Origin of the sequence: Paraburkholderia sp. BR10936, assembly GCF_040965735.1 — a bacterium.
In the GTDB taxonomy this organism is placed as follows: Bacteria; Pseudomonadota; Gammaproteobacteria; order Burkholderiales; family Burkholderiaceae; genus Paraburkholderia; species Paraburkholderia nodosa_A.
In genome coordinates this window covers 373,528-392,905 of sequence record NZ_JBFRCM010000005.1, presented here as the reverse complement: position 1 = coordinate 392,905, position 19,378 = coordinate 373,528, and the positions used below count along the sequence as shown (strand labels likewise).

The following is a 19,378-nucleotide window of genomic DNA, read 5'->3' as shown; positions in this document are numbered from 1 at the left end:
AAGCGCAATGAGTGCATCGATCAGCGTGCGCAACGTGGTTAAAGCGTTTCATCTGAACAGGCGCGGGCATTTCGTCGTGCTCGACGATGTTTCGTTCGAGGTAGCGGCTGGCGAGTTCGTCGCACTGGTGGGGCCGAGCGGCTGTGGCAAGACTACGCTGCTCGACCTGATCGGCGGACTCACTCAGGCCGATCGCGGCAAGATACTGATAGGCGGACGCGAGATCGACGGGCCGGGACTCGATCGCGGCATAGTCTTTCAGCAGTACGCGCTCTTTCCCTGGAAAACTGCGCTCGGCAATATCGAATTCGGCCTGGAAGCGAAAGGGATCGCGAGGCGTGAGCGCACCGAGCGCGCGAGGCGCTTTCTCGATCTCGTCGGGCTCGGCGCGTTCGCCGACCGCTATCCCCATGAACTCTCCGGCGGCATGAAGCAGCGCGTGGCGATTGCACGTGCGCTGTCCTACGAACCCGACGTCCTGCTAATGGACGAGCCGTTCGCGGCGCTCGATGCGCAAACGCGCGAAAGCCTGCAGGACGAACTGTTGCGCATCTGGCAGCGCACGGGCACGACCGTCGTCTTTATCACGCATTCGATCGACGAAGCGATCTATCTGGGCCAGCGCGTGCTCGTGATGACAGCTGGACCCGGGCGCGTCACCCACACGCTGCCCGTGCATGTGCCTCGCGGCGATCTTTCGGAGGACATCCGTTCGACGCCGGAATTCGTGCGCCTGCGCCATGAAATCTGGCAAGTAATCCGGCAACGTCGCGGCAACCCGCAATGGCAGGTCGCACAGGCGGCGTGAGGAGAATCACCATGAGTACGTTGTCCGTTGAATCGAAGCGGGGCATGTCAGCGTCGACCGTTTGGCTGGCAGCCTGGCGGGCCGCGCGCGGCAGCGTCGCCGTGGTCGCGTTTCTCGCGCTCTGGGAAGTGCTGCCGCGGGCGGGATGGGTAGACCCCGTTTTCCTGCCGCCATTCTCGACAGTGCTGCATGCGTTGTTCGAAATGGCCGTATCGGGCGAACTGGGCGCGAACCTGCTGGCGAGCGCCGTGCGTGCAGCAAGCGGTTTCGCGATCGCCGTGGCGCTCGGCGTGTCGTTGGGCCTCCTGATCGGCTGGTATCGCACGCTCGGGGACCTGCTCAACCCGTTGCTGGAGATTTTTCGCAACACGGCGCCGCTCGCGCTGCTGCCGGTGTTCGTGCTCGTGCTCGGCATGGGCGAGACGTCGAAGATTTCGATGGTGGTCTATTCCTGCATCTGGCCCGTCGTGCTCAATACGGTGAGCGGCGTGCGCAACGTCGACGCATTGCTGATCCGCTCGGCGCGATCGATGGGGCTCGGCCCGCTTCGTCTGTTCGTGAAGGTCGTGCTGCCCGCATCGGTGCCTGCCGTATTCACGGGCATTCGCGTGGCTGGCGCGTACTCGATACTCGTGCTGATTGCGGCCGAGATGGTGGGCGCGAAGGCGGGATTGGGCTATCTCGTGAACTACTCCCAATACACGTTCGAGATTCCGAAGATGTACGCGGGCATCGTCACGCTCGCCGTACTCGGCCTCGCGTTCAATCACGCCGTGGTGTTCGTCGAACGGCGCCTCACAGCGTGGCAAGGTATTCGTTAAGGATGGGGCAATGATGAATCGAAGCGGAGCGGTAACGGCGTCGTCCGCGCAGGCATGGTACGACGCTGACGTTCTCGTGATCGGCGGCGGTCCGGCTGGCGCGTGGGCGGCCATAGGCGCGTCGGCGCGCGGCGCGAAGGTGGTGCTCGTCGACAAGGGCTTTTGCGGCACCTCGGGCGCCACCGCGCCGTCCGGAACCGGTGTGTGGCACGTCGCGCCGGAGGAGAGCGCGCGTGAGTTCGCGAAGGCGAGCCGATTCAAGCTGGGCGGCGAACTCGCTGAGCAGGCGTGGATGGATCGCGTGCTCGAACAGACGTGGATCAACTGCGAACGACTCGCGCAGTGGGGCTATCCGTTTCCTGTCGACAACGCGGGGCTGGAGAAGCGCACGTCCTTGCAAGGCCCAGAATATATGCGGCTGCTGCGCAAGCGGGTGAAAGCCAGCGGCGCGCGCATTCACGACCATAGTCCCGCGCTCGAACTGCTGATCGACGAGCGCGGCGTAGTCGCGGGCGCGAAGGGTGTGCATCGTCAAACGGATGAAACGTGGATCGTGAAAGCCGGCAGCGTGATCATTGCGACCGGCGGCTGTGCGTTCCTCAGCAACGCGCTGGGCTGCAACGTCTTGACGGGCGATGGTCAGTTGATGGCGGCCGAGGCGGGCGCATCGTTTTCGGGCATGGAGTTTTCGAACGCCTATGGGCTGGGGCCCGCATTTGCGTCGGTGACGAAATCGCTGTTCTATACGTGGGCGACGTTCTACGACGAAGCGGGCAGCGTGATCGAAGGCGCGGGCTCCTCGCATGGCCGCGGCGTGATCGCGAAAACGCTCGAAACGCAGCCAGTATACGCGTGCCTCGATCGAGCCGATGAAGATATCCGCGCATGGATGCGTCACGCCCAGCCTAACTTCTTTCTGCCGTTCGACCGGCGCGGCATCGACCCCTTCACGCAGCATTTTCCCGTGACCCTGCGGCTGGAGGGCACGGTGCGCGGCACAGGCGGCCTGCATCTCGTCGACGAAACGTGCGCGACGTCGGTGGAGGGTCTTTACGCGGCAGGCGACGCGGCCACCCGCGAGCTGATCTGCGGCGGCTTCACGGGCGGCGGCAGTCATAACGCGGCATGGGCAATGTCGTCGGGATTCTGGGCCGGGGCCGGCGCTGCTGATTACGCCCATGAGCGAAGGTCGGCGCGCACCGCACGCCGACTCTATGAGGCGGGAACCGTGGCATTGCGCGATGGCGCGAGCCCGGCCACCTTCGACAGCGAGGCCGTGATCCGCGCGGTCCAGCAGGAGGTCTTTCCCACGCAGCGCAACTGGACGCGCCGCGCCGATCTGCTCGAAGACTCCCTCGCGCGGCTCGACGCGCTATGGCGCCACGTGAGCGGTGCCCGCGCGGCGCCTGGCGCGCGCGCGGCCGTGCGTGCGCGCGAAGCCGCGGCAATGCTCGCGAATTCGCGTTGGATGTATCGCAGCGCGTTGCAGCGCAAGGAGACGCGCGGCATGCACCGGCGGCACGAGTACGCCGCCGCCGACCCGGCGCAGCGTCACCGACTGTTGAGTGGCGGGCTCGATGAGGTGTGGGTCGAGCGCGTGTATGGTGTAGCCAGCGTGGGGGTGGCCGCGTGATCGAGATCGTCGATTCGTCGCTTTGCACGGGCTGCAATATCTGCGTGCGCGCGTGCCCGACCAATGTGTTCGATGCCGTGCCGGATGGCGTGCCGCGCATCGCGAGGCAGGAGGATTGCCAGACCTGTTTCATGTGCGAGCTCTATTGCCCCGAAGACGCGCTCTTCGTCGCGCCGGAGCCTGCACCGTGCCCGGAACTCAACGTGGACCCGGCGCTGGTGGGGAGCTATCGCCGCGCGGTGGGATGGGGCCGCGGCCGTCAGGCTACGGCAGCCGAGGACGCGAGTTATGAGCTGTTGGCGCGTGCGCATTGAGCGCCAGAGGTAACGAAAGACGCGTGCCGAGCAGTGCGCGCGTATGGTGATGCCGTGGGTCGGCGAATAGCGCGTCCGTGCTCGTGTTTTCGATGATCTCCCCGGCGTACATGACGAGCGCTCGTGCGCAGAGGATGCGCACGACGTCGAGATCGTGCGAAATGAACAGCATGGCCATGCCGTGACGCTCTCGCAGCTGGTCGAGCGTGCGCAGGACGCCGGCCTGGACCGACACATCGAGCGCGGCCGTCGGTTCGTCGAGGATGAGCAGGTCCGGCTCGCTCGCAATCGCGCGCGCGATGCCCACGCGGGCGGCTTCGCCGCCCGAAAGCTGATGCGGGCGCAATGCGAGCCGCGAACGCGGCAACTCCACGCTGTGCGCGAGCGCGAGAACGCGTTCGCTTACCTCCGCACACGAGCCAAAGCGTGGCGGCAACGCTGCCACGATGGCGTCGAAGGCGCTGGCTCGCGGATCGATGCTGTCTCGCGCGTCCTGAAACACGAGCTGGATGCGCCGCCGCCACGCGGCGCGCGCGCTGCGTCGCGCCGGCGTCGCGGCGATGTCCTCGCCCTCGAAGCGGATCGTGCCTTCGTCGGGATCGTCGAGACGCGCGAGCAGGTTCGCGAGCGTGGACTTGCCGCTGCCCGACTGCCCGATCACGCCGAGCGTTTCGCCGCGCGCGAGCTCGAACGAGACGCGCTTGACTGCCGCTTGCGATCGATAGTGTTTGGTCAGGCCGGCAACTTCAAGCATGGCAATCCGTCAGGGGCAGGGTGGAAAGCGCGTCGGCCGGCGCAGGGTGCCAGCATCGAAGGTGTCCGCCGCTGGTCGTTTCGACGATGGGTGGCGCCGTCTCGACGCATTGTGGTGTGGCATTCGCGCAGCGCGCGTGAAAGCGGCAGGCCGCCCGATCGATGTGTGCGAGTTCGGGAAGCTCGCCCGGCACGCCCCGCAATTGCCCGAGCGTGGAGACGAGCGCCGGCGTTGCGCTGATGAGCGCGCGCGAGTAGGGGTGGCGCGCGTTGCGCAAAAAGTCGCGCGACGGCAGCACTTCAACGAGTTGACCCGCGTGCATGACCGCGACGCGATCGCTGTGATGAAGCGCCGCACCCAGATCGTGCGTGATCAGGAGCAGCGCCATGCGGCGTGCGCGCCGCAGCTCGCCAATGAGTGTGAGCACCTGGGACTGCGTCACGGCGTCGAGGCCGGTGGTCGGTTCGTCCGCGACGAGTAGCGCGGCCTCGCGTGCGAGCGCGAGGGCAAGCGATACGCGCTGGCACAGGCCGCCCGAAAGCTCGCGCGGCCAGGCACGCAAATAGCGTTGCGCGGGCGACATCGCGACCTGTTCGAGCAGTTGCACCGCACGCTGCGCGCGCGCCCGGCGGGGCACGCGCACGGTTCGCAACACGTCGTCGAATTGCTGCCCGATGCGCCGCACGGGATTGAGCGCGGCGCGCGGATTCTGGAACACCATCGCTGCGGCTGGCGCACCGTCGCGTGTTTCATGCCATCGCAGCGCGCCACCGCTCGCGTGCAGCGCGGGCGGCAGCAGGTTCATCACGGCAAGCGCGGTGAGTGACTTGCCCGAGCCGCTCTCGCCGATCAACGCCACGGCTTCGCCGCGCGCGATACGCAGATCGATGCCGTCGATCAACGCGTGCGTGCGACCGTGCGAGGCGAGTTCAATCCGCAGGTTGCGAATCTCCAGCAGAGAGTCAGCGACGGTTGATGGATCGGTCATCGTGAACGGGGGTCGAAAGCGTCGCGCAAACTGTCGCCTGCGCCGTTGAGCAAGAACACGGCCAGCGCGAGCGCGAGGCTCGGGAACGTGGCGAGCCACCATTGACCCGTCATCATGTACGGCGCGCCTTCGCCGACGAGCACGCCCCATTCGGCCGCGGGCGGCCGCACACCCATGCCGAGAAACGAGAGGCCCGCGCTATTGGTCATCGCCCAGCCCAGGTTCACGGTCATCTGTGCGCATAGCGCAGGCAGTGCGCCGGGCAGGAGGACGCGCAGCAGGATTTTCGTATCGCTCCAGCCGAAGAGTCGGGCGGCGTGCACGAAGTTTGCCCCGCGGCGTGCGGCGATCTCGGCGCGCGCGAGGCGGGCGTAGAACGGAATGTTGATGAGCGCCGTCGCGAGCACCACACTGCTCACCGAATTGCCGAGCACGGCAACGAGCGCTAGCGCGACGACGAACAGGGGAAACGCCATGAACACGTCCACCACACGCTGCAGCAGCCGGTCGATGCGCCCGCCCGCGAGGCCGGACGCGGCGCCAAGCACGCTGCCCGCGAGCGCCGCAATGCCGACGGCGCCGAGCGCGATCGACAGATCGAGCCGCGTGGCGACCACGACCCGTGCGAACAGATCCCGGCCGATCGCATCGGTGCCGAACCAGTGTGCGAGCGAAGGCGGCGCGAGCATATGCGCGACATCGGGCGCGGTCGGATCGGCGACGAACGAGGGGCCCGCGAGTGCGACGGCGAGCAAGGCCGCGGGCGGCAAGGACGCGCGCAGTTTGCGTCCACCCGCGTGGCTCCATCGCTGCGCGAGGAAGCTCAGCTTGACGGCGATGCGCGCCGGTGCGCGACGAACGAGCGTGGCGAACATCAGGCGACCCTCGCGCGCGGGTCGATCCACTGAATCAGCAGATCGACGATGAGATTCAGCACCGCGAATGCGATCGCGACGAACAGTACGAAGCCTTGAAGCGGTGCATAGTCGGCGTTGTTCAGCGCGTCGAGCGCGTAGGAGCCGATGCCCGGCCACGCAAAGATCTTTTCGACGATCACGTTGGCCGCGAGCATGTACGAGAACATCATGCCGGACGCCGTGATGATCGGCGCCGCGACCGGCGCGAGCGCGTAAGTCCACAGCACCTTTGCCCGCGAGAGACCGAGGCTGCGCGCGCTGCGCACCGGGTCGGCGGCGAGGCCTGTGAGCAGCGCCGAGCGTGTGATGCGCACGAGCGGCGGCAAGCCGAAGATGGCCATCGAGATCGCGGGCAACACGAGCCGGCGCAACGCATCGAGGGCGGCTTGCACGTCGCCGCTCAGCCATGCATCGACGAAGACGAAGCCTGTGCGTTCGGGCGGCGGCGCGAGCAATGCGTCGAGGCGGCCGGTCGGCTCGGGCGCCCAGCCGAGGCGGTAATAGAACACATAGACGAGCAGCAATGCAACGAAGAAGGTCGGCAGGCAGCTACCGGCGCTCGAGACGGCGCGGGCAAAGCGGTCGATTGCCGTGTCGCGCGCGCAGGCCGCCGCGACGCCAAGCGGGATGCCCGCGAAGATGGCCAGCAGGAAGCCGCTCACGGTCAATTCGAGCGTTGCCGGCAGGCGCGCCAGTAGTTCGTCGAGCACCGCGCCGCCCGTCGTGAACGAGCGCCCCCAATCGCCGTGCGCGAGTCCGTTCAGCCAGTGCCAAAGCTGCCCGGGCATCGAGGCATCGAGGCCCAGATGGCGGCGGATTTCGGCGAGCCCGCGCGCGTCGGACTGCATGCCTGAGGCGAGCTGCGCGGCGGGATCGCCGGGCAGCAGGCGCACGAGCACGAAGGTGAAGACGGCCGCCGCCAATACCACCGGTACCGTGGCCGCCACGCGGACCGAAACGCGCTTGAAGAAAGCGAAGGACATGGTGCGGCGGCGCTACGCGCGCGAGAGCGTTCGGAAATCCACCTGGCCGTGGATGTAGTAGGTGAAGCCGCGCAGGTCGTCGCGCGTGGCGACGTCGAATGCGGGCTGCCACAGCGGTATCAGCGGTACCTGTTCGGTAACGAGCTTCGCGGCGTCGCGCATCAACTGATCGTAGCGGCTCGTGTCGCTTTCCCATCGCGCGGCGTCGGTGAGGCGCACGAGCGCAGGGCTGTCGAACGATCCGAAGTTCCAGCGCCAGTCGCCTTCGAAGAAGATCCGGTAGTAGTAGTCGGGGGCGTTGAACCAGGCCGACGACGAATCGATGAAGAAACCGAGCCGCTTGTCGGTTTGCAACTCGCCCCATTGCGCGCCCGACGATTTGTCGAGCGCCACCTGCACGCCGATCGCCTTCAGTGCGTCCTGGATTAGCAGCGCAGCGGGTTCGGCAATGGCGGCGTCCGTCGCGTTGTAGCTCAGCGTGGTCTGGAAGCCGTCGGGGTGGCCCGCTTCCTTGAGCAACGCGCGTGCGCGTTCGACATTCGTCGCGTAAGGGTAGCGCTGCGGCCACGCGGCCGACGGCGCTGTACCCGCCGCCGCGCCGAACAGCGGTGCGCCCTTGCCGTGATTGACGCCGTCGAACAGCGATTCATAGGGCAGCGCGTAGGCGATGGCCTGACGCACCTTTACCGAGTCGAACGGGGCCAGCCGGGTATTGAACGCGACGAAGCGGAACGTGTTGGTGACCGGAATCGACAGTGCCGCGACGCCGGCTTTCCCTTCCAGGGAGGCGAATTCACGCGGGGGCAGTTGCAGCACGATGTCCGCATCGCCACGCTGCAGCGCGGCGAGCCGGTTCGAAGCGCTGGGTACGGCCTGGACGATGGCGCGCCGGACGAACGGCAAGTCGCCGCTGCGCCAGCCGTCGAAGCGCTCGTAGGCGACCTGCTGTTGACTCTGCCATGCGGCCAGCCGATACGCACCGCCGCCCGCCGGATGACTGCGCAACCAGTTGGTTCCCCACGGATCGCCGGTCTCGGCATGCGACTTCACCTCCGTCGCGTTCAGCACCGAAGCGAAGGTCAGCGCGAGGTTGGGCAACGCGTAGCGGTCTGCGTGCGGCAGATCGATGCGCAGCGTGTGGGGGTTGACCACGACGAACTGCGCGGGATCGGTGAGCGAGCCGGTTGCAAGCTGGCGCTTCGACGCGGGCAGGCTCACCGCGCGGTCGAGCGACCATTTGACGTCGTCGGCGGTGACGGGGCGGCCATCGTGGAAGGTCGCGTCACGCCGCAAATGAAACGTGAGGCTGCGGCCGTCTTGCGTCGACTGGAACGATTCGGCCAGTTCGCCCTTCAGGTGGTCGTAGTCGTAGCGCCAGGCGTCGTGCTTGCGCGCGCTCGCGGAGTCGAGCAATCTGCGATCGAAGCTGACGAGGCGGTCATAGATGTTCGTGAAAAGCCCGAGCGATTCGCGGGAAACGCCGTCGCCGTGCGGGTCGAGCGAATTGCCGACGCCCTCGGCGAGCACGCGGACAATTTCACGGCGCTGCGGCGTCGGCACGGACGTGGGCACGGCGCTGGCGGGCGCGGCCGCGAGCCCGGTGAATCCTGCGCCCGCGGCGAGGCCCGTGCCGATCAGGAAGCGGCGTCTGGTGAGCGTTGTCATGTTCGTCTTGCTGTCGTCGTTTGAAGGGGCTTCACGCGTGTGGCGCGTGCGAAGCGTGCAGGTGATGCGGTGGATACATCAGACCGAAGCGTGGCGTGCGGGCTCGGTGCCGTTGAGCCAGTGCGCGCCGACGACGTTGTATTTCCAGCGCACCGGATCATGCACGGTATGCGTGCGCGCGTTGCGCCAGTGCCGGTCGAGCGCGTAGCTGCGCAATGTCGATTGACTGCCGCCGAACTCGATCAAGGTGGTCGATGCGTCGAGTGCGAGTTCGGTGGTCATGATCTTGGCCTCGGCCACGGCGATGGAGGCCGCGGAGACGGCGGCGGCTTCGCCCGCCGGCGCGTCGCGCGCGGCGTCGAGGGCTTGGCCCGCGCGCGTGAGCAGGCCTTCGGCCGCGTGCAGGCGCACGATCAGCGCGCCGACCTTGTTGAGCGTGAGCGGATCTTCGCTCGCGTGTACGGCGCCGCTATCGGCCCACGGACGCGCCTTGTTGCGCAGCCAGAAGCGCAGGTCTCGCAGCGCGGCGCGCGCGATGCCCAGATCGATGGCCGCATGCAGCAACTGCGCGAATGGCCCGTGGATCGTGGGGGGCGAAAAAAGACGGTCGCGCGGCAACACGTGCAGCGCGTCCACGTGAACGTCATCGAGAAGTACCGTGCCGCTGGCCGTCGTGCGCTGGCCGAAGCCGTCCCAGTCGTCGATCACCTGCAGGCCCGGGCTGTTCCTGGGCACATAGGCGAGCCATTGATGGCCATCGTCGTCGACGGCGGCAACAGGCACCCAGTGCGCGAAGAGCGCGCCTGTGGAGTAAGCCTTGCGCCCGTTCAGGCGCCATGCGCCGCCGCTGCGCACGAGGCGGGTGTGCATGATTTTCGAATTGGCGGTGCCCGTTTCGGACACGGCGTTGCCGAAACGCCTGCCGGCCAGGGCCTCGCGAAAGAACAGCGCCTGCTGCGCATCGTTGCCGATGAGGCGCACCGCGTCGACGAGACAATAGTGATTTTGCGGGATCTGTCCGATGGCGGGATCGGCTTCGGATACGACGGCGAGCACCTCGGCGAGCGTGACATGCGAGACGGCCGCGCCGCCGTGGCTGCGCGGCACGGTGATCCCCCACAGGCCGGTGCGCGCGAAGGCTTCGATTTCTTCGTGCGGCAACGCGCGCTCGCGGTCGCGATCCGCCGCGCTGCCGGCGATCGAGTCGGCAAAGCGCCGAGCCGCTTCGAGCGCGGCGGTATCGTCAGCGATGACGGTGACTTCGGTTGCGTGCGCAGCGATGCCGTGCCAGGTAATCGTTTCGGTGGTCACAGGAAGTCCATGTCGAGATAAGCGTACCGTCACGCGTCGCTGTGCGCGCGGCCCGGATGATTGGCAGGCAGCCGCGCGCGACCTTGCCCAAACAGTTTTTCGCGGTACGTGCCGGGCGCATAGGCTGTCTTGAAGCGGCCGCGCGTTTGCAGCTCCGGAATCACGAGCCGTGCGATGTCCGCAAAGCATTGCGGCGTGACGGTGCGCACCAGATTGAATCCGTCGATGCCGGCGCGATCCGCGAAATCGATCAGCCGGTTCGCGACCTCGGCCGGATCGCCCACGATGGGCTCGAAGCGGCCGCCCAGCGGCGCTTGCGCAAGCAGGCCGCGCACGGTCACGGGCTCGCCCGCGCGTGACAGACCGGCAACGGCCGATTGAATGCCGTTGCCGGCGGCGGCGGTAATGGGTTCGTCGAGTCCGTAGCGCGAAAAGTCGATACCGGTCGCGCTCGCAAGCTGAACGAGTGCGGCCAGCGGCTGCGCGTGGCGGCGGTAGGACTCGTAGCGCTCGAGCGCCTCGCGGCGCGTTTGCGCAACCACAACGACGACGCTCGTGAAAAGCCGCACGTCCTCGCGCGAGCGTCCGTGGCGCATCAGGTGCGCCTCAAGCGCGCGCGCATGAGCGGCCGTCGCGTCGAGGCCGTGATTGGGCAGGAAGATGCACTCGGCGTGGCGCACGGCGAAGTCCATGCCGCGCGCCGACGCGCCAGCCTGATACAGCACGGGCGAGCGCTGAGGTGACGGTTCGCTCAGATGGATGGCCTCGAACGGATGCCAGGGGCCGTCGTGCCGGATGGTGCGAATCTTCGCGGGATCGGCGAAGCGGCCGGTGGCGCGATCGCGCAGCACGGCGTCGTCGGCCCAACTGGTTTCCCAGAGCTGGTAGAGGCCTGCCAGGTAGTCGTCAGCGCGTTCGTAGCGCTCGTCATGACCGATTGCCCCGCCGGCGCCGCTTGCGCGCGCCGCACTGTCGAGAAAGCCGGTCACGATGTTCCAGCCAACGCGTCCGCGGCTCAGATGATCGAGTGTCGAGAAACGCCGCGCCAGCAGGTAGGGCGGCTCGACTCCCGTTTGCGCGGTGAGGCCGAACGAGAGATGCTCGGTGACGGCCGCCATCATGCTCACGACGGGAACCGGATCGTTCACGGGTGTTTGAATGGCGTGTGCGAGCGCGGCTTCGGGGCCACCGCCGTAGACGTCGTACACGCCGAGCGCATCCGCGAGAAAGAGCCCGTCGAACAGGCCTTGTTCGAGCACGCGCGCCAGTTGAAGCCAGTACGCGGCGTCGGTGTAGCGCAGGGCGGTGTCGTCCGGATGCGTCCAGAGTCCGTGCGACAGATGACCCGGCGCGTTCATGTCGAACGCGTTCAACAGCAGGTGACGCGGTTCAGCCGGGCTGCTCAAAACGGACGGCTCCCCGCAAGGCTGATGCGCTTGAGGACGCGCCGTTCGCCGGAGTCGAAATCGTCGCGGCCGTGCAGGGTGGCCTGGTTGTCCCAGAACACGATATCGCCAACGCTCCAGCGGTGCCGGTAGGCGAATCGCGGCGAGAGGATATGGGCCCGCAAGGCCTCGATGAGTTGCGCGCCTGCGCCCGGCTCGTAGTCGACAAGCTCGACTTCGGTGCGCGCGCCCAGATAGATCAGGCGGCGGCCGCTTTCAGGGTGCGTACGCACGAGCGGGTGATCGATGAACGGACGCAGCGGCTCGATGCCGGGATGCCGATAAAGCGGAATGCCTTCCGGCAGCGGGTGTTTGCGCCGAAGGAACGGGTTGTACGTGATGAGCCGCAGGCCGTTGATTTGCGAGCGAAGATCGGCGGGCAACGCGTCGTACGCCGCCGCGAGGTTGTACCAGGTCGTGTCGCCGCCGTTCTCCGGCACTTCGAGCGCATAGAGCAGCGAGCCCGACGAAGGTTGCGGCGTCCAGTGGTGATCAGAATGTGCGGGTAGCTCGATGTTGCCGAGCACGCCGTCGTCGACATTCGAGACGAGCACGATGTCCGGGACGGTGCCGTCGTCATGCGAGCCGAGCACGGGCGCATCGCGGGGCGGCACGTAGACGGAGCCGAACCACGACGCGAGCCGTCTGAAGGCCGTGTCATCGAGTTGCTGGTTCTTGAAGATGAGAATGTGATGGTCGCGCAGCGCCTGCTTGAGCGCAAGGATCTGCGCCGCGCTCACGGCACTTGCCCCGTCGAAGCCGTTCACTTGCGCGCCGAGCGGTGCATCGAGCGGAGCGATCGTGAAGGCGTCCGCCCGTGACCCGTTGGTCGAGATGTCTGTCATATCGATGGAATTGGCGCGTCGTTTGTTGATTAGGTATACGACGTAATTGGAGAAAGTCGAGTGTAAGTTCGCGCGAATCGGAACTGGAAATTATTTTTTTGTATAAATAAAGAACGAACAGGAGCGCGCTTATGGCTTATTGGTGTATTCGTCGATATTGCGCGATGCGACGACGCAGGCGTGTTGATATGGATGTTTTTACGCCGATCTGCACGTACGTAAATGAGGGGCTTCGATATATATTTTGTGGTTGCTCGCGCAACCATATTGACGAAGCCGTGGTGGCGAGAAGGCGCATCGCGGATGCGCCTTCGGGAACTGTCAGCGAAGCGCGATCGGCGCGTCGTTTGCGCGACGCGCGTCCTCAAGAAGCGGCTTGCCGGGGCCGGCCAGCCATTCGTCGAAGCGAAGAAGCGGACCGAACTCGCGGTCGAGTGCCCGGATATCCGCGTGGCCGGTGAGCCGATCTTCGTCAATCAGGCTCGCCAGTCGGCCAAGGAACGGGTCCTGTTCCAGCAGACTGTCCGCAAAGCGGTGATAGGCGATCGGTGTGCCTGCGGCGCGGCTAAGGCTTTCCCGCAGGCGCGCGGCGGTGAGTTCGTCGCCCGCGATTTCGATGGTCCGTCCAACGTAGCGTTCCGGCGCAGAGAATATCGTGGCGACGATCTTGCCGATGTCTTGCACGGCAATGATCTGTCCGCGTTGCTCCTCGCGAAGGAAGAACGTGAAGATGTCCTTGTCTAGACCCATGCCCGGCAGCATCAGCATCTCCATGAATCCGGCGGGACGCACAATTGTGCTGTTCAGATCAAGACGACGGATGTGCGCTTCTATCTCCGATTTGCTGTCGAAATGACCCATTCCGGTCTTTTCTTCGCCGGCCGCATTGACCGACGTATAAACCAGGTGCTCGACACCCGATTCCAGCGCAATGTCCGCAATGGCCTTGCCGTAGCGGATTTCCTCCTCGTCGGACACCCCGTACACTGCGCCTTGCCCTGAGCTTGGCTGCACGCTGAAGACGCCATAAATGCCTTTCATCGCGCGTCGGATCGACGCGCTGTCCGCCAGGTCGCCCACCGCCATATCCGCGCCTAGCGAAGCCAGCGACTTCGCTCTGGCGCTGGCAGGATCGCGGACGAATGCCCTGACTGCCCATCCATTCGCCCTGAGCGCAGAGGCGACCGCTCCTCACTGTTGTCCCGTTGCGCCAAACACGAGCACGGGGTTCCCGCCGACACGGTTCCTGGAGACCGGGCCGCCGGTTTTCGGATTGACTGACATGTTCACTCTCCTCGTTATCAGAGGTGATTCATGGTATAGATTTGAAACCTGAATGCAATTACGCACCTGAACGCTACCAGGTACCCCGGAGGATCCCATGTCCGCGTCATCCCATGAAGACCTCGAACTGAATCGCTTCGTGCTTGAAGAGATCACGAGCAAGTGGTCGCTGCTGGTTCTCGATTGCCTCTGCAGTGGCCCGATGCGATTCAACGCGCTGCGCAGGGCGAACGAAGGCATTACGCAGAAGTCGCTGACGCAATGCCTGCGCCGCCTGGAATTTAACGGCTTCATCAAGCGGACGGTCGTCAGTACCGCTCCGGTGGCCGTGACCTACGAAATCTCGCAACTGGGGCGCTCGCTCGAACCACATCTGCGCGCGATTCTGGAATGGGCAGAGCAGCATCGGCACGCGGTCGAGGCCGCGCGGCAAGCTTTTTCTGCGGCGCAAGGCCCGGTTCAGGGGGAAGGAGGTTTTTCGACGCAGTAGATGCGAAGCGTCATCGCAGGTTTCACCTCGGATGCCCGGCCGCAATGAATCGACCGTGAGGGCGCTGTCTCATGGTCCGGTTCTCGATCCGGACGGCGCGCGGCATCACAGCGCGCCGGGGCGCGGATCGGGCACGAAGCCGTCGCGGTTGGGCATGCATACGCCGGGCAGCGTCTTCGCGTCGAGCCGCGTGTCTTCGGGCACCACCTTGTTCAGGTAGAGGAGATACGCGCTGACGGCATAGACCTCGTCCGCGCTGAGCGACTGCGGTGCGTTGTAGGGCATGGCGCGGCGAATGTAGTCGAAGAGGGTCGTCGCGTACGGCCAGTAGCTGCCGACCGTTTTCTTCGGCTTCGCACTGGAGAGCGTTCCGGCGCCGCCCACGAGCGCATCGCCAATGCCGCCCTGGCCTGCGTCGCCGTGGCACATCGCGCAGCGCGTGGCGAAGAGCTGGCGGCCCTGCGCGACGGTGCCCGATCCAGGCGGCAGGCCGGCGCCGTCGGGGCTGATGTCGATGTCCCATGGCGCGATCGTGGCGTGATCGACGCGCTGGCCGAGATCGTAATGCGCTGCGCAGGCAGCGGCACCGGGCATAAGCGTTGCAACGGCAATGGCCATGACAATCGGGAGCGAGACGCGCTTACGCATTGCGCACCTCGCCGTCAGTGCCCACACGCCAGTTCTGTATGCCGTTGTAGTGATACTGCGTGTTGAGGCCGCGTACCGCAACGAGCGCCTCCCGGGTGGGTTGCACGTAGCCGGTCTCGTCGATCGCACGGCTTTGCAGGTCCGCGGGTTCGCCGCGCCAGGTCCAGTCGGCCTCGAAGCGCGTCAGCGCGCGGTCGTGGACGGTGCTGGTGAGCCGCGCCTCCCGCCACGTCTTACCGCCGTCGGTCGAGACGTCGACGCGGCGGATGCGTCCGCGGCCGGACCACGCATAGCCGCTGACCGGGTAGTAGCCGTGCGCGCTCAGCCGGTGTCCGGCGGAGGGCCGCGTGATGACGGATTTCGCGTCCATCTCGAACACGAACTGCCGCGCGCAGCCGTTCGGCAGCAGGCTCGTGTACTTCGACGTCTCTTCGCGCGTCATCTCCGGCGCGCTCACGAGCTTCAGGCGGCGCAGCCATTTGATGTTCGTGTTGCCCTCGAAGCCGGGCACGATGAGGCGCAGCGGATAGCCGTTTTCGGGGCGCAGGTGCTCCCCGTTTTGAGCGTACACCACGAGCGCCCGGTCGAGTATGCGGTCGAGCGGCAGGCTGCGCGTCATCGCCGCGCCGTCCCCGCCTTCGGCGAGGAGCCAGGGCGCGCACGGGTCAGCGCCCGTTTCGTCGAGCAGCGTGGAGAGCCGCACGCCAGTCCATTCGCAGCACGAGAGGAGGCCGTGCGTGAACTGGACGGGCAGCCCGCTCGGGCCGTTCCATTCGCTTCCGGTGTTGCCAGAGCATTCGAGAAAGTGCACCCGCGACTCGGACGGAAAGCGCACCAGGTCGTCCATCGTGAAGAGCCGCGGCTCTCGTACGAGGCCATGCACGACGAGGCGATGCTGGTCGGGATCGATAGTAGGCACGCCGGCATGGTGACGTTCGTAGACGAGCCCGTTCGGCGTGACGCTGCCGGTCAGGTCGGCGAGCGGCGTCATCGACGAGCCGGAGCCAGGCAGCGCCGGTGGCCGCGCGCTGCGCCGGATCACGTCGCCTTCGTGCGGCGAGGGCGCACCATAAGCCGGCGACAGCAACGAGGCGCCCGGCTCGCGTGTCCATGGCGGAACGGCGAGCGGTGCCAAGACATCGGCGGCTTGCGCGTTCGTGGCGGGAAGCTGGCTGGCGGCCCAGCCGCCCGCCAGGGTGCCGGCAAGGCGGCGCAGCGCGCCGCGACGTGTGGGCCGCGCCGGCAACGAAGCTGATGCGGTCGCAGTGTGCAGTGGTGAACGGTTGTCTGTCATTGCGTGCTAGGGCTTGCCCGCTGCGTCGTACGGCGTCCAGTAGTGTTCGAGATGCAGTGTGTGCAGCGCCGTGTCGAGATACTTCGGCTCGATCCAGCCGTCTACGTCAACGGGTTGGCGGATCAGCCGGAGCTTGAGCGCATCCTGCGCGACGGTCTTGTAGCGCGCCACGAAGAACGGATCGAGCAGCGGAGAATTTCGGTCCTCGAGGGACTGACCGGCAAATTCGGCCTGCCACGACGAGTACGGCACGCCACTCTTTGCCCACAGCTTGAAGAGCGCGTCGCGGTTGGACTCGTCGGACGACCATCGTGCGCCCTCCACAAAAGTTGTGACGACGCGCTGGACAATGTCGGGGTGAGCATGCTCGAAATCGTCGAGCACGAGCAGATGGCCTTGCCGCGTCAACTGAGGGCCGTCGTTCTGCGATTCGTAGATGATCTTTGCGAGACCCGCGTCGCGAAGTTTGTAGAGGTGATAGTCGTTGACCGACGCATCGATGCCTTTGGACGCCAGCGCGGCCAGCGAACTGGCCGTGTCGAGGTTAATCACGCGCAGGTCGCGTTCGTCGAGCTGATTCTTCGCGAGCGCGTTATCGACGACGAGCTGGAGATTCGTGCCCCGAAAGATCGACACGCGGCGGCCCTTGAGGTCCTTGATCGAACGGATGTCCGAATCCGGTGGAACAGCGATCTTGATGCCGCTGCGGACGCCCGCCGCGAGCAGGAGGTGCGTCTTCAACCCGTTGGCGCGCGCGAGAACGGCCGGCAGGTCCCCCTGGAGCGCGAAATCGAGCGACTTGTCGGCTATCGCCTCGTTCACGGCCGGCCCCGCGCCCTTGAAAAACAGCCACTCAACCTTGATGCCGTCCGCCGCGAACTCCTTTTCGAGCAGTTGCTGCAACTGGACGGTTGCGGCCGGTGACCCGCCGAATGTCGGCGGGTCGCCGGTACCTTGCTGCGCGACGCCGATCCGGATGACCGATAGTTTGTCGGCATGGGCGGTGGCAGCAGTGAGCGACACAGTGAGAGCGATCAGCAACGTTCGAAACAGGCGGGAAGCAGGCATGGGTCGATTCGATAGCGGAGATAGACGCCACGGCGCAGGCCATGATGGATCCCGCATTCTCATCGACCGCGCGGCGTGTCACAAGGAACGACTTTAACTATGCTTATCGCGGACCGCCCAAAGGAAGTAGTGCGCTTCGCCACCGATGAGTTTAAAACGGTTGACCGGAAAGAGACATTTGGTGGCGATGCACCAACAGTGACCAGAGTTAGACAGCCTGCTAAGCTGGAAAGCCCGCAGCAACATCATCGGCCTTCGAATGAATCTGACTTTCCTTCCTGTCACCCAATCCGACGCCGATGTGCTGGTCAGCATTCGCATTGCCGCGATGCGCGAAAGCCTGGAGCGTCTCGGGCGCTTTAACGCACAGCGTGCACGGGATCGCTTCCTGGCTTCCTTTGACTCAGACCTGTGCCGCTTCATCGAAGCCGATGGTGTTCGGGTGGGATTTTTTCAGATTCGCCCTCACCCGAACCATTGGCAGCTGGACCATCTGTACGTCGAGCCTGAACATCAGGCCCGGGGGATCGGCGCAGCAGTACTGCGACAGATCATTGCCGATGCCGATTCACAAAACATGTCCATCCGCCTGGGCGCATTGCGTAGCAGCGATTCAAACCGCTTCTACCAACGACACGGTTTCGAGCAGACGGGTGAAACGGAGTGGGATATCTACTACGTGCGCCACATTCGAACGCTGCGACCTGACAACCTTTGACCGATTCGCCGATCGCTGTTCGCGCCGCAAACGGATTGAGAGGGCTGCGCACTCGATCAGGCGACTACATAGAGCCCGGCCAGATTGCCACAGAGGCCGTCCGCCGTGACCGTGTGTCCATGCACCCGCTTGTTGTACAGCGTAACCTGCTTGAGTGTGACGAGGTTGTAGACCGGCAGATCATCGGCCACCTTCTGCTGAAACGCCTTGAAGATCTCGATACGCCTGGTCCTGTCGACCGCCACCGCGGCCGCTTCCAGAAGCCTGTCCGCGTCCGTATTCTCGTAATGGCTGGCATTGGAGAAAGGCACGCCGGGCTTGAAATTCTTCGACCAGTATATGCGCTGGACACCCACAGTCGGGTCGAAGGTATTGCCCATGAAATTTGCGTCGATATCGAACGCACGATCCGTGAACACACGTTTTACATAAGTCGGGAAGTCTTGCGAGCGAACCGTTGCGTCGATACCGACACGTCTGAGCGACTGCCTGAGAAACTGTGCGAGTAGCTGAAACGACGGATCGTACGGGTTGTAGTCGATTATCAACGGGAAACGGAACGACCGTCCATCTCCCTTACGCCGATAGCCCGCGTCATCCAGCAGCTTCTCCGCGAGTGCCGGATCGTATGGATAGGACTTTACGACGGGGTCGTAGAACTGGCTCAGCAAAGGGCTGATCGCCGCCGGCGAGGGCACGCCGTAACCATAGAAGACGGATCGCAGGATCGCCTGGCGATCAATGGCATGACCGATGGCGTGAGACGGACATGACTGCCGCGCACCCACTCCTTGAACAAATACGGCCCGGTGCCGATTGGCTTCGTATTGTTAGGATTATTAAGCGGATCGCCTTCGGCATAGAGGTGAGCCGGAACGATCGGCGACTCGGACGCAGCCAGCGCATAGAGCAGATAGGGCGCAGGGCGGGAGAGTCTCAGCACGGCGGTATGAGCATCCGGCGTATCGACACCCAATACGTTCGCGAAGGTGGCGCGGCCACGCGGGTGCTCTCAAACTTCTGCGCACCTTCGTGGCGGTGGCCGATGCGCGCAGCTTCGCCAGCGCAGGCGTACGCACGGGCCGCAGCCAGGCGGCGGTGCAGCGGCTCGAGACGCTCGTGGGCGTGCCGCTGTTTCGCAAGGACGGACGCAACAAGCTCCTCACGCCTGGCGCGCTTCAATTACTCGGGCACGCTCGCGAACTGTTGCGCATCAATGACGATGCGATTCAATCCGTTGTCTTGAGTACCGGACGTGGCGCAATCGCCATCTGCACCGTCATTTGCATATGCCTCATGCGCGCGCAAGCTTATGGGCTTTTCATCGTTGACCCCACTCGTTCCATTTGATGTTATGGACCCCCTTCAAAAGCGACAGGGCGAACTATGAAT

At 65.3% G+C, this 19,378-nt stretch carries 19 protein-coding genes and 2 pseudogenes; 7 read left to right on the top strand and 14 right to left on the bottom strand.

Translation table 11 applies throughout. From position 1 onward, the window contains the following. The first annotated feature begins 7 nt into the window (after positions 1-7). The 4 genes from AB4Y36_RS14065 to AB4Y36_RS14050 are packed head-to-tail and all read left to right on the top strand — an operon-like array spanning position 8 to position 3,576. A complete protein-coding gene (locus AB4Y36_RS14065) occupies positions 8-808 on the top strand; it encodes an ABC transporter ATP-binding protein (RefSeq protein ID WP_368683290.1) in 801 nt (266 codons plus the stop codon). 11 nt (positions 809-819) lie between these two features. Beyond that, positions 820-1,629 carry an ABC transporter permease gene (locus tag AB4Y36_RS14060; protein ID WP_368683289.1) on the top strand — a complete coding sequence of 270 codons (810 nt, stop codon included), beginning with the start codon at positions 820-822 and terminating at the stop codon, positions 1,627-1,629. A 13-nt stretch (positions 1,630-1,642) separates the two neighbouring features. Then, positions 1,643-3,262: an FAD-dependent oxidoreductase gene (locus AB4Y36_RS14055; RefSeq protein WP_368683357.1), complete on the top strand. Its 1,620-nt coding sequence runs from the start codon at positions 1,643-1,645 to the stop codon at positions 3,260-3,262. Next, on the top strand, positions 3,259-3,576 hold the full coding sequence (locus AB4Y36_RS14050; protein ID WP_069261287.1) for a ferredoxin family protein: 318 nt from the start codon (positions 3,259-3,261) through the stop codon (positions 3,574-3,576). The genes AB4Y36_RS14055 and AB4Y36_RS14050 overlap by 4 nt, the downstream gene beginning before the upstream one ends. Here the strand turns inward: AB4Y36_RS14050 and AB4Y36_RS14045 are convergent. The 9 genes and pseudogenes from AB4Y36_RS14045 to AB4Y36_RS14005 form a co-directional block, all read right to left on the bottom strand. After that, on the bottom strand, positions 3,527-4,330 hold the full coding sequence (locus tag AB4Y36_RS14045) for an ABC transporter ATP-binding protein (protein ID WP_368683288.1): 804 nt from the start codon (positions 4,328-4,330) through the stop codon (positions 3,527-3,529). The two genes, AB4Y36_RS14050 and AB4Y36_RS14045, sit on opposite strands and share 50 nt — an antisense overlap. Continuing rightward, positions 4,323-5,318 carry an ABC transporter ATP-binding protein gene (locus AB4Y36_RS14040; RefSeq protein ID WP_368683287.1) on the bottom strand — a complete coding sequence of 332 codons (996 nt, stop codon included), beginning with the start codon at positions 5,316-5,318 and terminating at the stop codon, positions 4,323-4,325. The genes AB4Y36_RS14045 and AB4Y36_RS14040 overlap by 8 nt, the downstream gene beginning before the upstream one ends. Beyond that, complete coding sequence (locus tag AB4Y36_RS14035; RefSeq protein ID WP_368683286.1) at positions 5,315-6,193, bottom strand: ABC transporter permease; 879 nt, start codon at positions 6,191-6,193, stop codon at positions 5,315-5,317. Before AB4Y36_RS14035 ends, AB4Y36_RS14040 begins: the two co-directional genes overlap by 4 nt. Next, the gene (locus AB4Y36_RS14030) at positions 6,193-7,218 is read right to left on the bottom strand and encodes an ABC transporter permease (RefSeq protein WP_368683285.1); all 1,026 of its coding nucleotides are present in this window, start codon (positions 7,216-7,218) and stop codon (positions 6,193-6,195) included. Before AB4Y36_RS14030 ends, AB4Y36_RS14035 begins: the two co-directional genes overlap by 1 nt. A gap of 12 nt (positions 7,219-7,230) precedes the next feature. Beyond that, positions 7,231-8,883 carry an ABC transporter substrate-binding protein gene (locus AB4Y36_RS14025; protein ID WP_368683284.1) on the bottom strand — a complete coding sequence of 551 codons (1,653 nt, stop codon included), beginning with the start codon at positions 8,881-8,883 and terminating at the stop codon, positions 7,231-7,233. A 78-nt stretch (positions 8,884-8,961) separates the two neighbouring features. Further along, positions 8,962-10,194: an SfnB family sulfur acquisition oxidoreductase gene (locus AB4Y36_RS14020; RefSeq protein ID WP_368683283.1), complete on the bottom strand. Its 1,233-nt coding sequence runs from the start codon at positions 10,192-10,194 to the stop codon at positions 8,962-8,964. 29 nt (positions 10,195-10,223) lie between these two features. Further along, positions 10,224-11,600: an NtaA/DmoA family FMN-dependent monooxygenase gene (locus AB4Y36_RS14015; protein ID WP_368683282.1), complete on the bottom strand. Its 1,377-nt coding sequence runs from the start codon at positions 11,598-11,600 to the stop codon at positions 10,224-10,226. Beyond that, positions 11,597-12,484 carry a TauD/TfdA dioxygenase family protein gene (locus tag AB4Y36_RS14010; RefSeq protein WP_368683281.1) on the bottom strand — a complete coding sequence of 296 codons (888 nt, stop codon included), beginning with the start codon at positions 12,482-12,484 and terminating at the stop codon, positions 11,597-11,599. The genes AB4Y36_RS14015 and AB4Y36_RS14010 overlap by 4 nt, the downstream gene beginning before the upstream one ends. Positions 12,485-12,805: 321 nt before the next feature. Further along, positions 12,806-13,660: pseudogene (locus AB4Y36_RS14005) on the bottom strand (NmrA/HSCARG family protein); the annotation flags it as partial. Positions 13,661-13,907: 247 nt separating this feature from the next. On the opposite strand from AB4Y36_RS14005, the gene AB4Y36_RS14000 reads away from it, so the two are divergent. Next, entirely contained in the window at positions 13,908-14,258 is a 351-nt protein-coding gene (locus AB4Y36_RS14000) for a helix-turn-helix domain-containing protein (protein ID WP_256094432.1), read from the top strand. 105 nt (positions 14,259-14,363) lie between these two features. Here the strand turns inward: AB4Y36_RS14000 and AB4Y36_RS13995 are convergent, their stop codons facing one another. Genes AB4Y36_RS13995 through AB4Y36_RS13985 form a run of 3 tightly spaced genes read right to left on the bottom strand, consistent with a single transcriptional unit; the run spans position 14,364 to position 17,268 of the window. Beyond that, positions 14,364-14,876, bottom strand: a complete 513-nt coding sequence (locus AB4Y36_RS13995; protein ID WP_368683356.1) for a c-type cytochrome — start codon at positions 14,874-14,876, stop codon at positions 14,364-14,366. A gap of 22 nt (positions 14,877-14,898) precedes the next feature. After that, positions 14,899-16,200, bottom strand: coding sequence for a sulfite dehydrogenase (gene soxC, locus AB4Y36_RS13990; protein ID WP_368683280.1), 1,302 nt, complete (start codon positions 16,198-16,200; stop codon positions 14,899-14,901). A gap of 6 nt (positions 16,201-16,206) precedes the next feature. After that, the gene (locus AB4Y36_RS13985) at positions 16,207-17,268 is read right to left on the bottom strand and encodes an ABC transporter substrate-binding protein (RefSeq protein ID WP_368683279.1); all 1,062 of its coding nucleotides are present in this window, start codon (positions 17,266-17,268) and stop codon (positions 16,207-16,209) included. A gap of 259 nt (positions 17,269-17,527) precedes the next feature. On the opposite strand from AB4Y36_RS13985, the gene AB4Y36_RS13980 reads away from it, so the two are divergent. Continuing rightward, complete coding sequence (locus AB4Y36_RS13980) at positions 17,528-17,986, top strand: GNAT family N-acetyltransferase (protein WP_368683278.1); 459 nt, start codon at positions 17,528-17,530, stop codon at positions 17,984-17,986. A gap of 56 nt (positions 17,987-18,042) precedes the next feature. On the opposite strand, the gene AB4Y36_RS13975 is transcribed toward AB4Y36_RS13980, so the two are convergent. Together AB4Y36_RS13975 and AB4Y36_RS13970 are read right to left on the bottom strand one after the other, a co-directional pair. Further along, positions 18,043-18,774, bottom strand: coding sequence for an ABC transporter substrate-binding protein (locus AB4Y36_RS13975; protein WP_368683277.1), 732 nt, complete (start codon positions 18,772-18,774; stop codon positions 18,043-18,045). A 30-nt stretch (positions 18,775-18,804) separates the two neighbouring features. After that, positions 18,805-18,929 (bottom strand): annotated as a pseudogene (locus tag AB4Y36_RS13970) (hypothetical protein); the annotation flags it as partial. A gap of 32 nt (positions 18,930-18,961) precedes the next feature. Between AB4Y36_RS13970 and AB4Y36_RS13965 the strand changes: the two are divergent. Further along, positions 18,962-19,336: a LysR family transcriptional regulator gene (locus tag AB4Y36_RS13965; protein ID WP_368683355.1), complete on the top strand. Its 375-nt coding sequence runs from the start codon at positions 18,962-18,964 to the stop codon at positions 19,334-19,336. Positions 19,337-19,378 lie beyond the last annotated feature (42 nt).

What these genes read in the sequence shown, in the direction of transcription:
- AB4Y36_RS14065 (WP_368683290.1), top strand. Translation starts at nt 8, where the DNA reads ATGAGTGCATCGATCAGCGTGCGCAACGTGGTTAAAGCGTTTCATCTG.
- AB4Y36_RS14060 (WP_368683289.1), top strand. Translation starts at nt 820, where the DNA reads ATGAGTACGTTGTCCGTTGAATCGAAGCGGGGCATGTCAGCGTCGACC.
- AB4Y36_RS14055 (WP_368683357.1), top strand. Translation starts at nt 1,643, where the DNA reads ATGAATCGAAGCGGAGCGGTAACGGCGTCGTCCGCGCAGGCATGGTAC.
- AB4Y36_RS14045 (WP_368683288.1), bottom strand. Translation starts at nt 4,330, where the DNA reads ATGCTTGAAGTTGCCGGCCTGACCAAACACTATCGATCGCAAGCGGCA.
- AB4Y36_RS14040 (WP_368683287.1), bottom strand. Translation starts at nt 5,318, where the DNA reads ATGACCGATCCATCAACCGTCGCTGACTCTCTGCTGGAGATTCGCAAC.
- AB4Y36_RS14035 (WP_368683286.1), bottom strand. Translation starts at nt 6,193, where the DNA reads ATGTTCGCCACGCTCGTTCGTCGCGCACCGGCGCGCATCGCCGTCAAG.
- AB4Y36_RS14030 (WP_368683285.1), bottom strand. Translation starts at nt 7,218, where the DNA reads ATGTCCTTCGCTTTCTTCAAGCGCGTTTCGGTCCGCGTGGCGGCCACG.
- AB4Y36_RS14025 (WP_368683284.1), bottom strand. Translation starts at nt 8,883, where the DNA reads ATGACAACGCTCACCAGACGCCGCTTCCTGATCGGCACGGGCCTCGCC.
- AB4Y36_RS14010 (WP_368683281.1), bottom strand. Translation starts at nt 12,484, where the DNA reads ATGACAGACATCTCGACCAACGGGTCACGGGCGGACGCCTTCACGATC.
- AB4Y36_RS13995 (WP_368683356.1), bottom strand. Translation starts at nt 14,876, where the DNA reads ATGGCCATTGCCGTTGCAACGCTTATGCCCGGTGCCGCTGCCTGCGCA.
- soxC (WP_368683280.1), bottom strand. Translation starts at nt 16,200, where the DNA reads ATGACAGACAACCGTTCACCACTGCACACTGCGACCGCATCAGCTTCG.
- AB4Y36_RS13985 (WP_368683279.1), bottom strand. Translation starts at nt 17,268, where the DNA reads ATGCCTGCTTCCCGCCTGTTTCGAACGTTGCTGATCGCTCTCACTGTG.
- AB4Y36_RS13980 (WP_368683278.1), top strand. Translation starts at nt 17,528, where the DNA reads ATGAATCTGACTTTCCTTCCTGTCACCCAATCCGACGCCGATGTGCTG.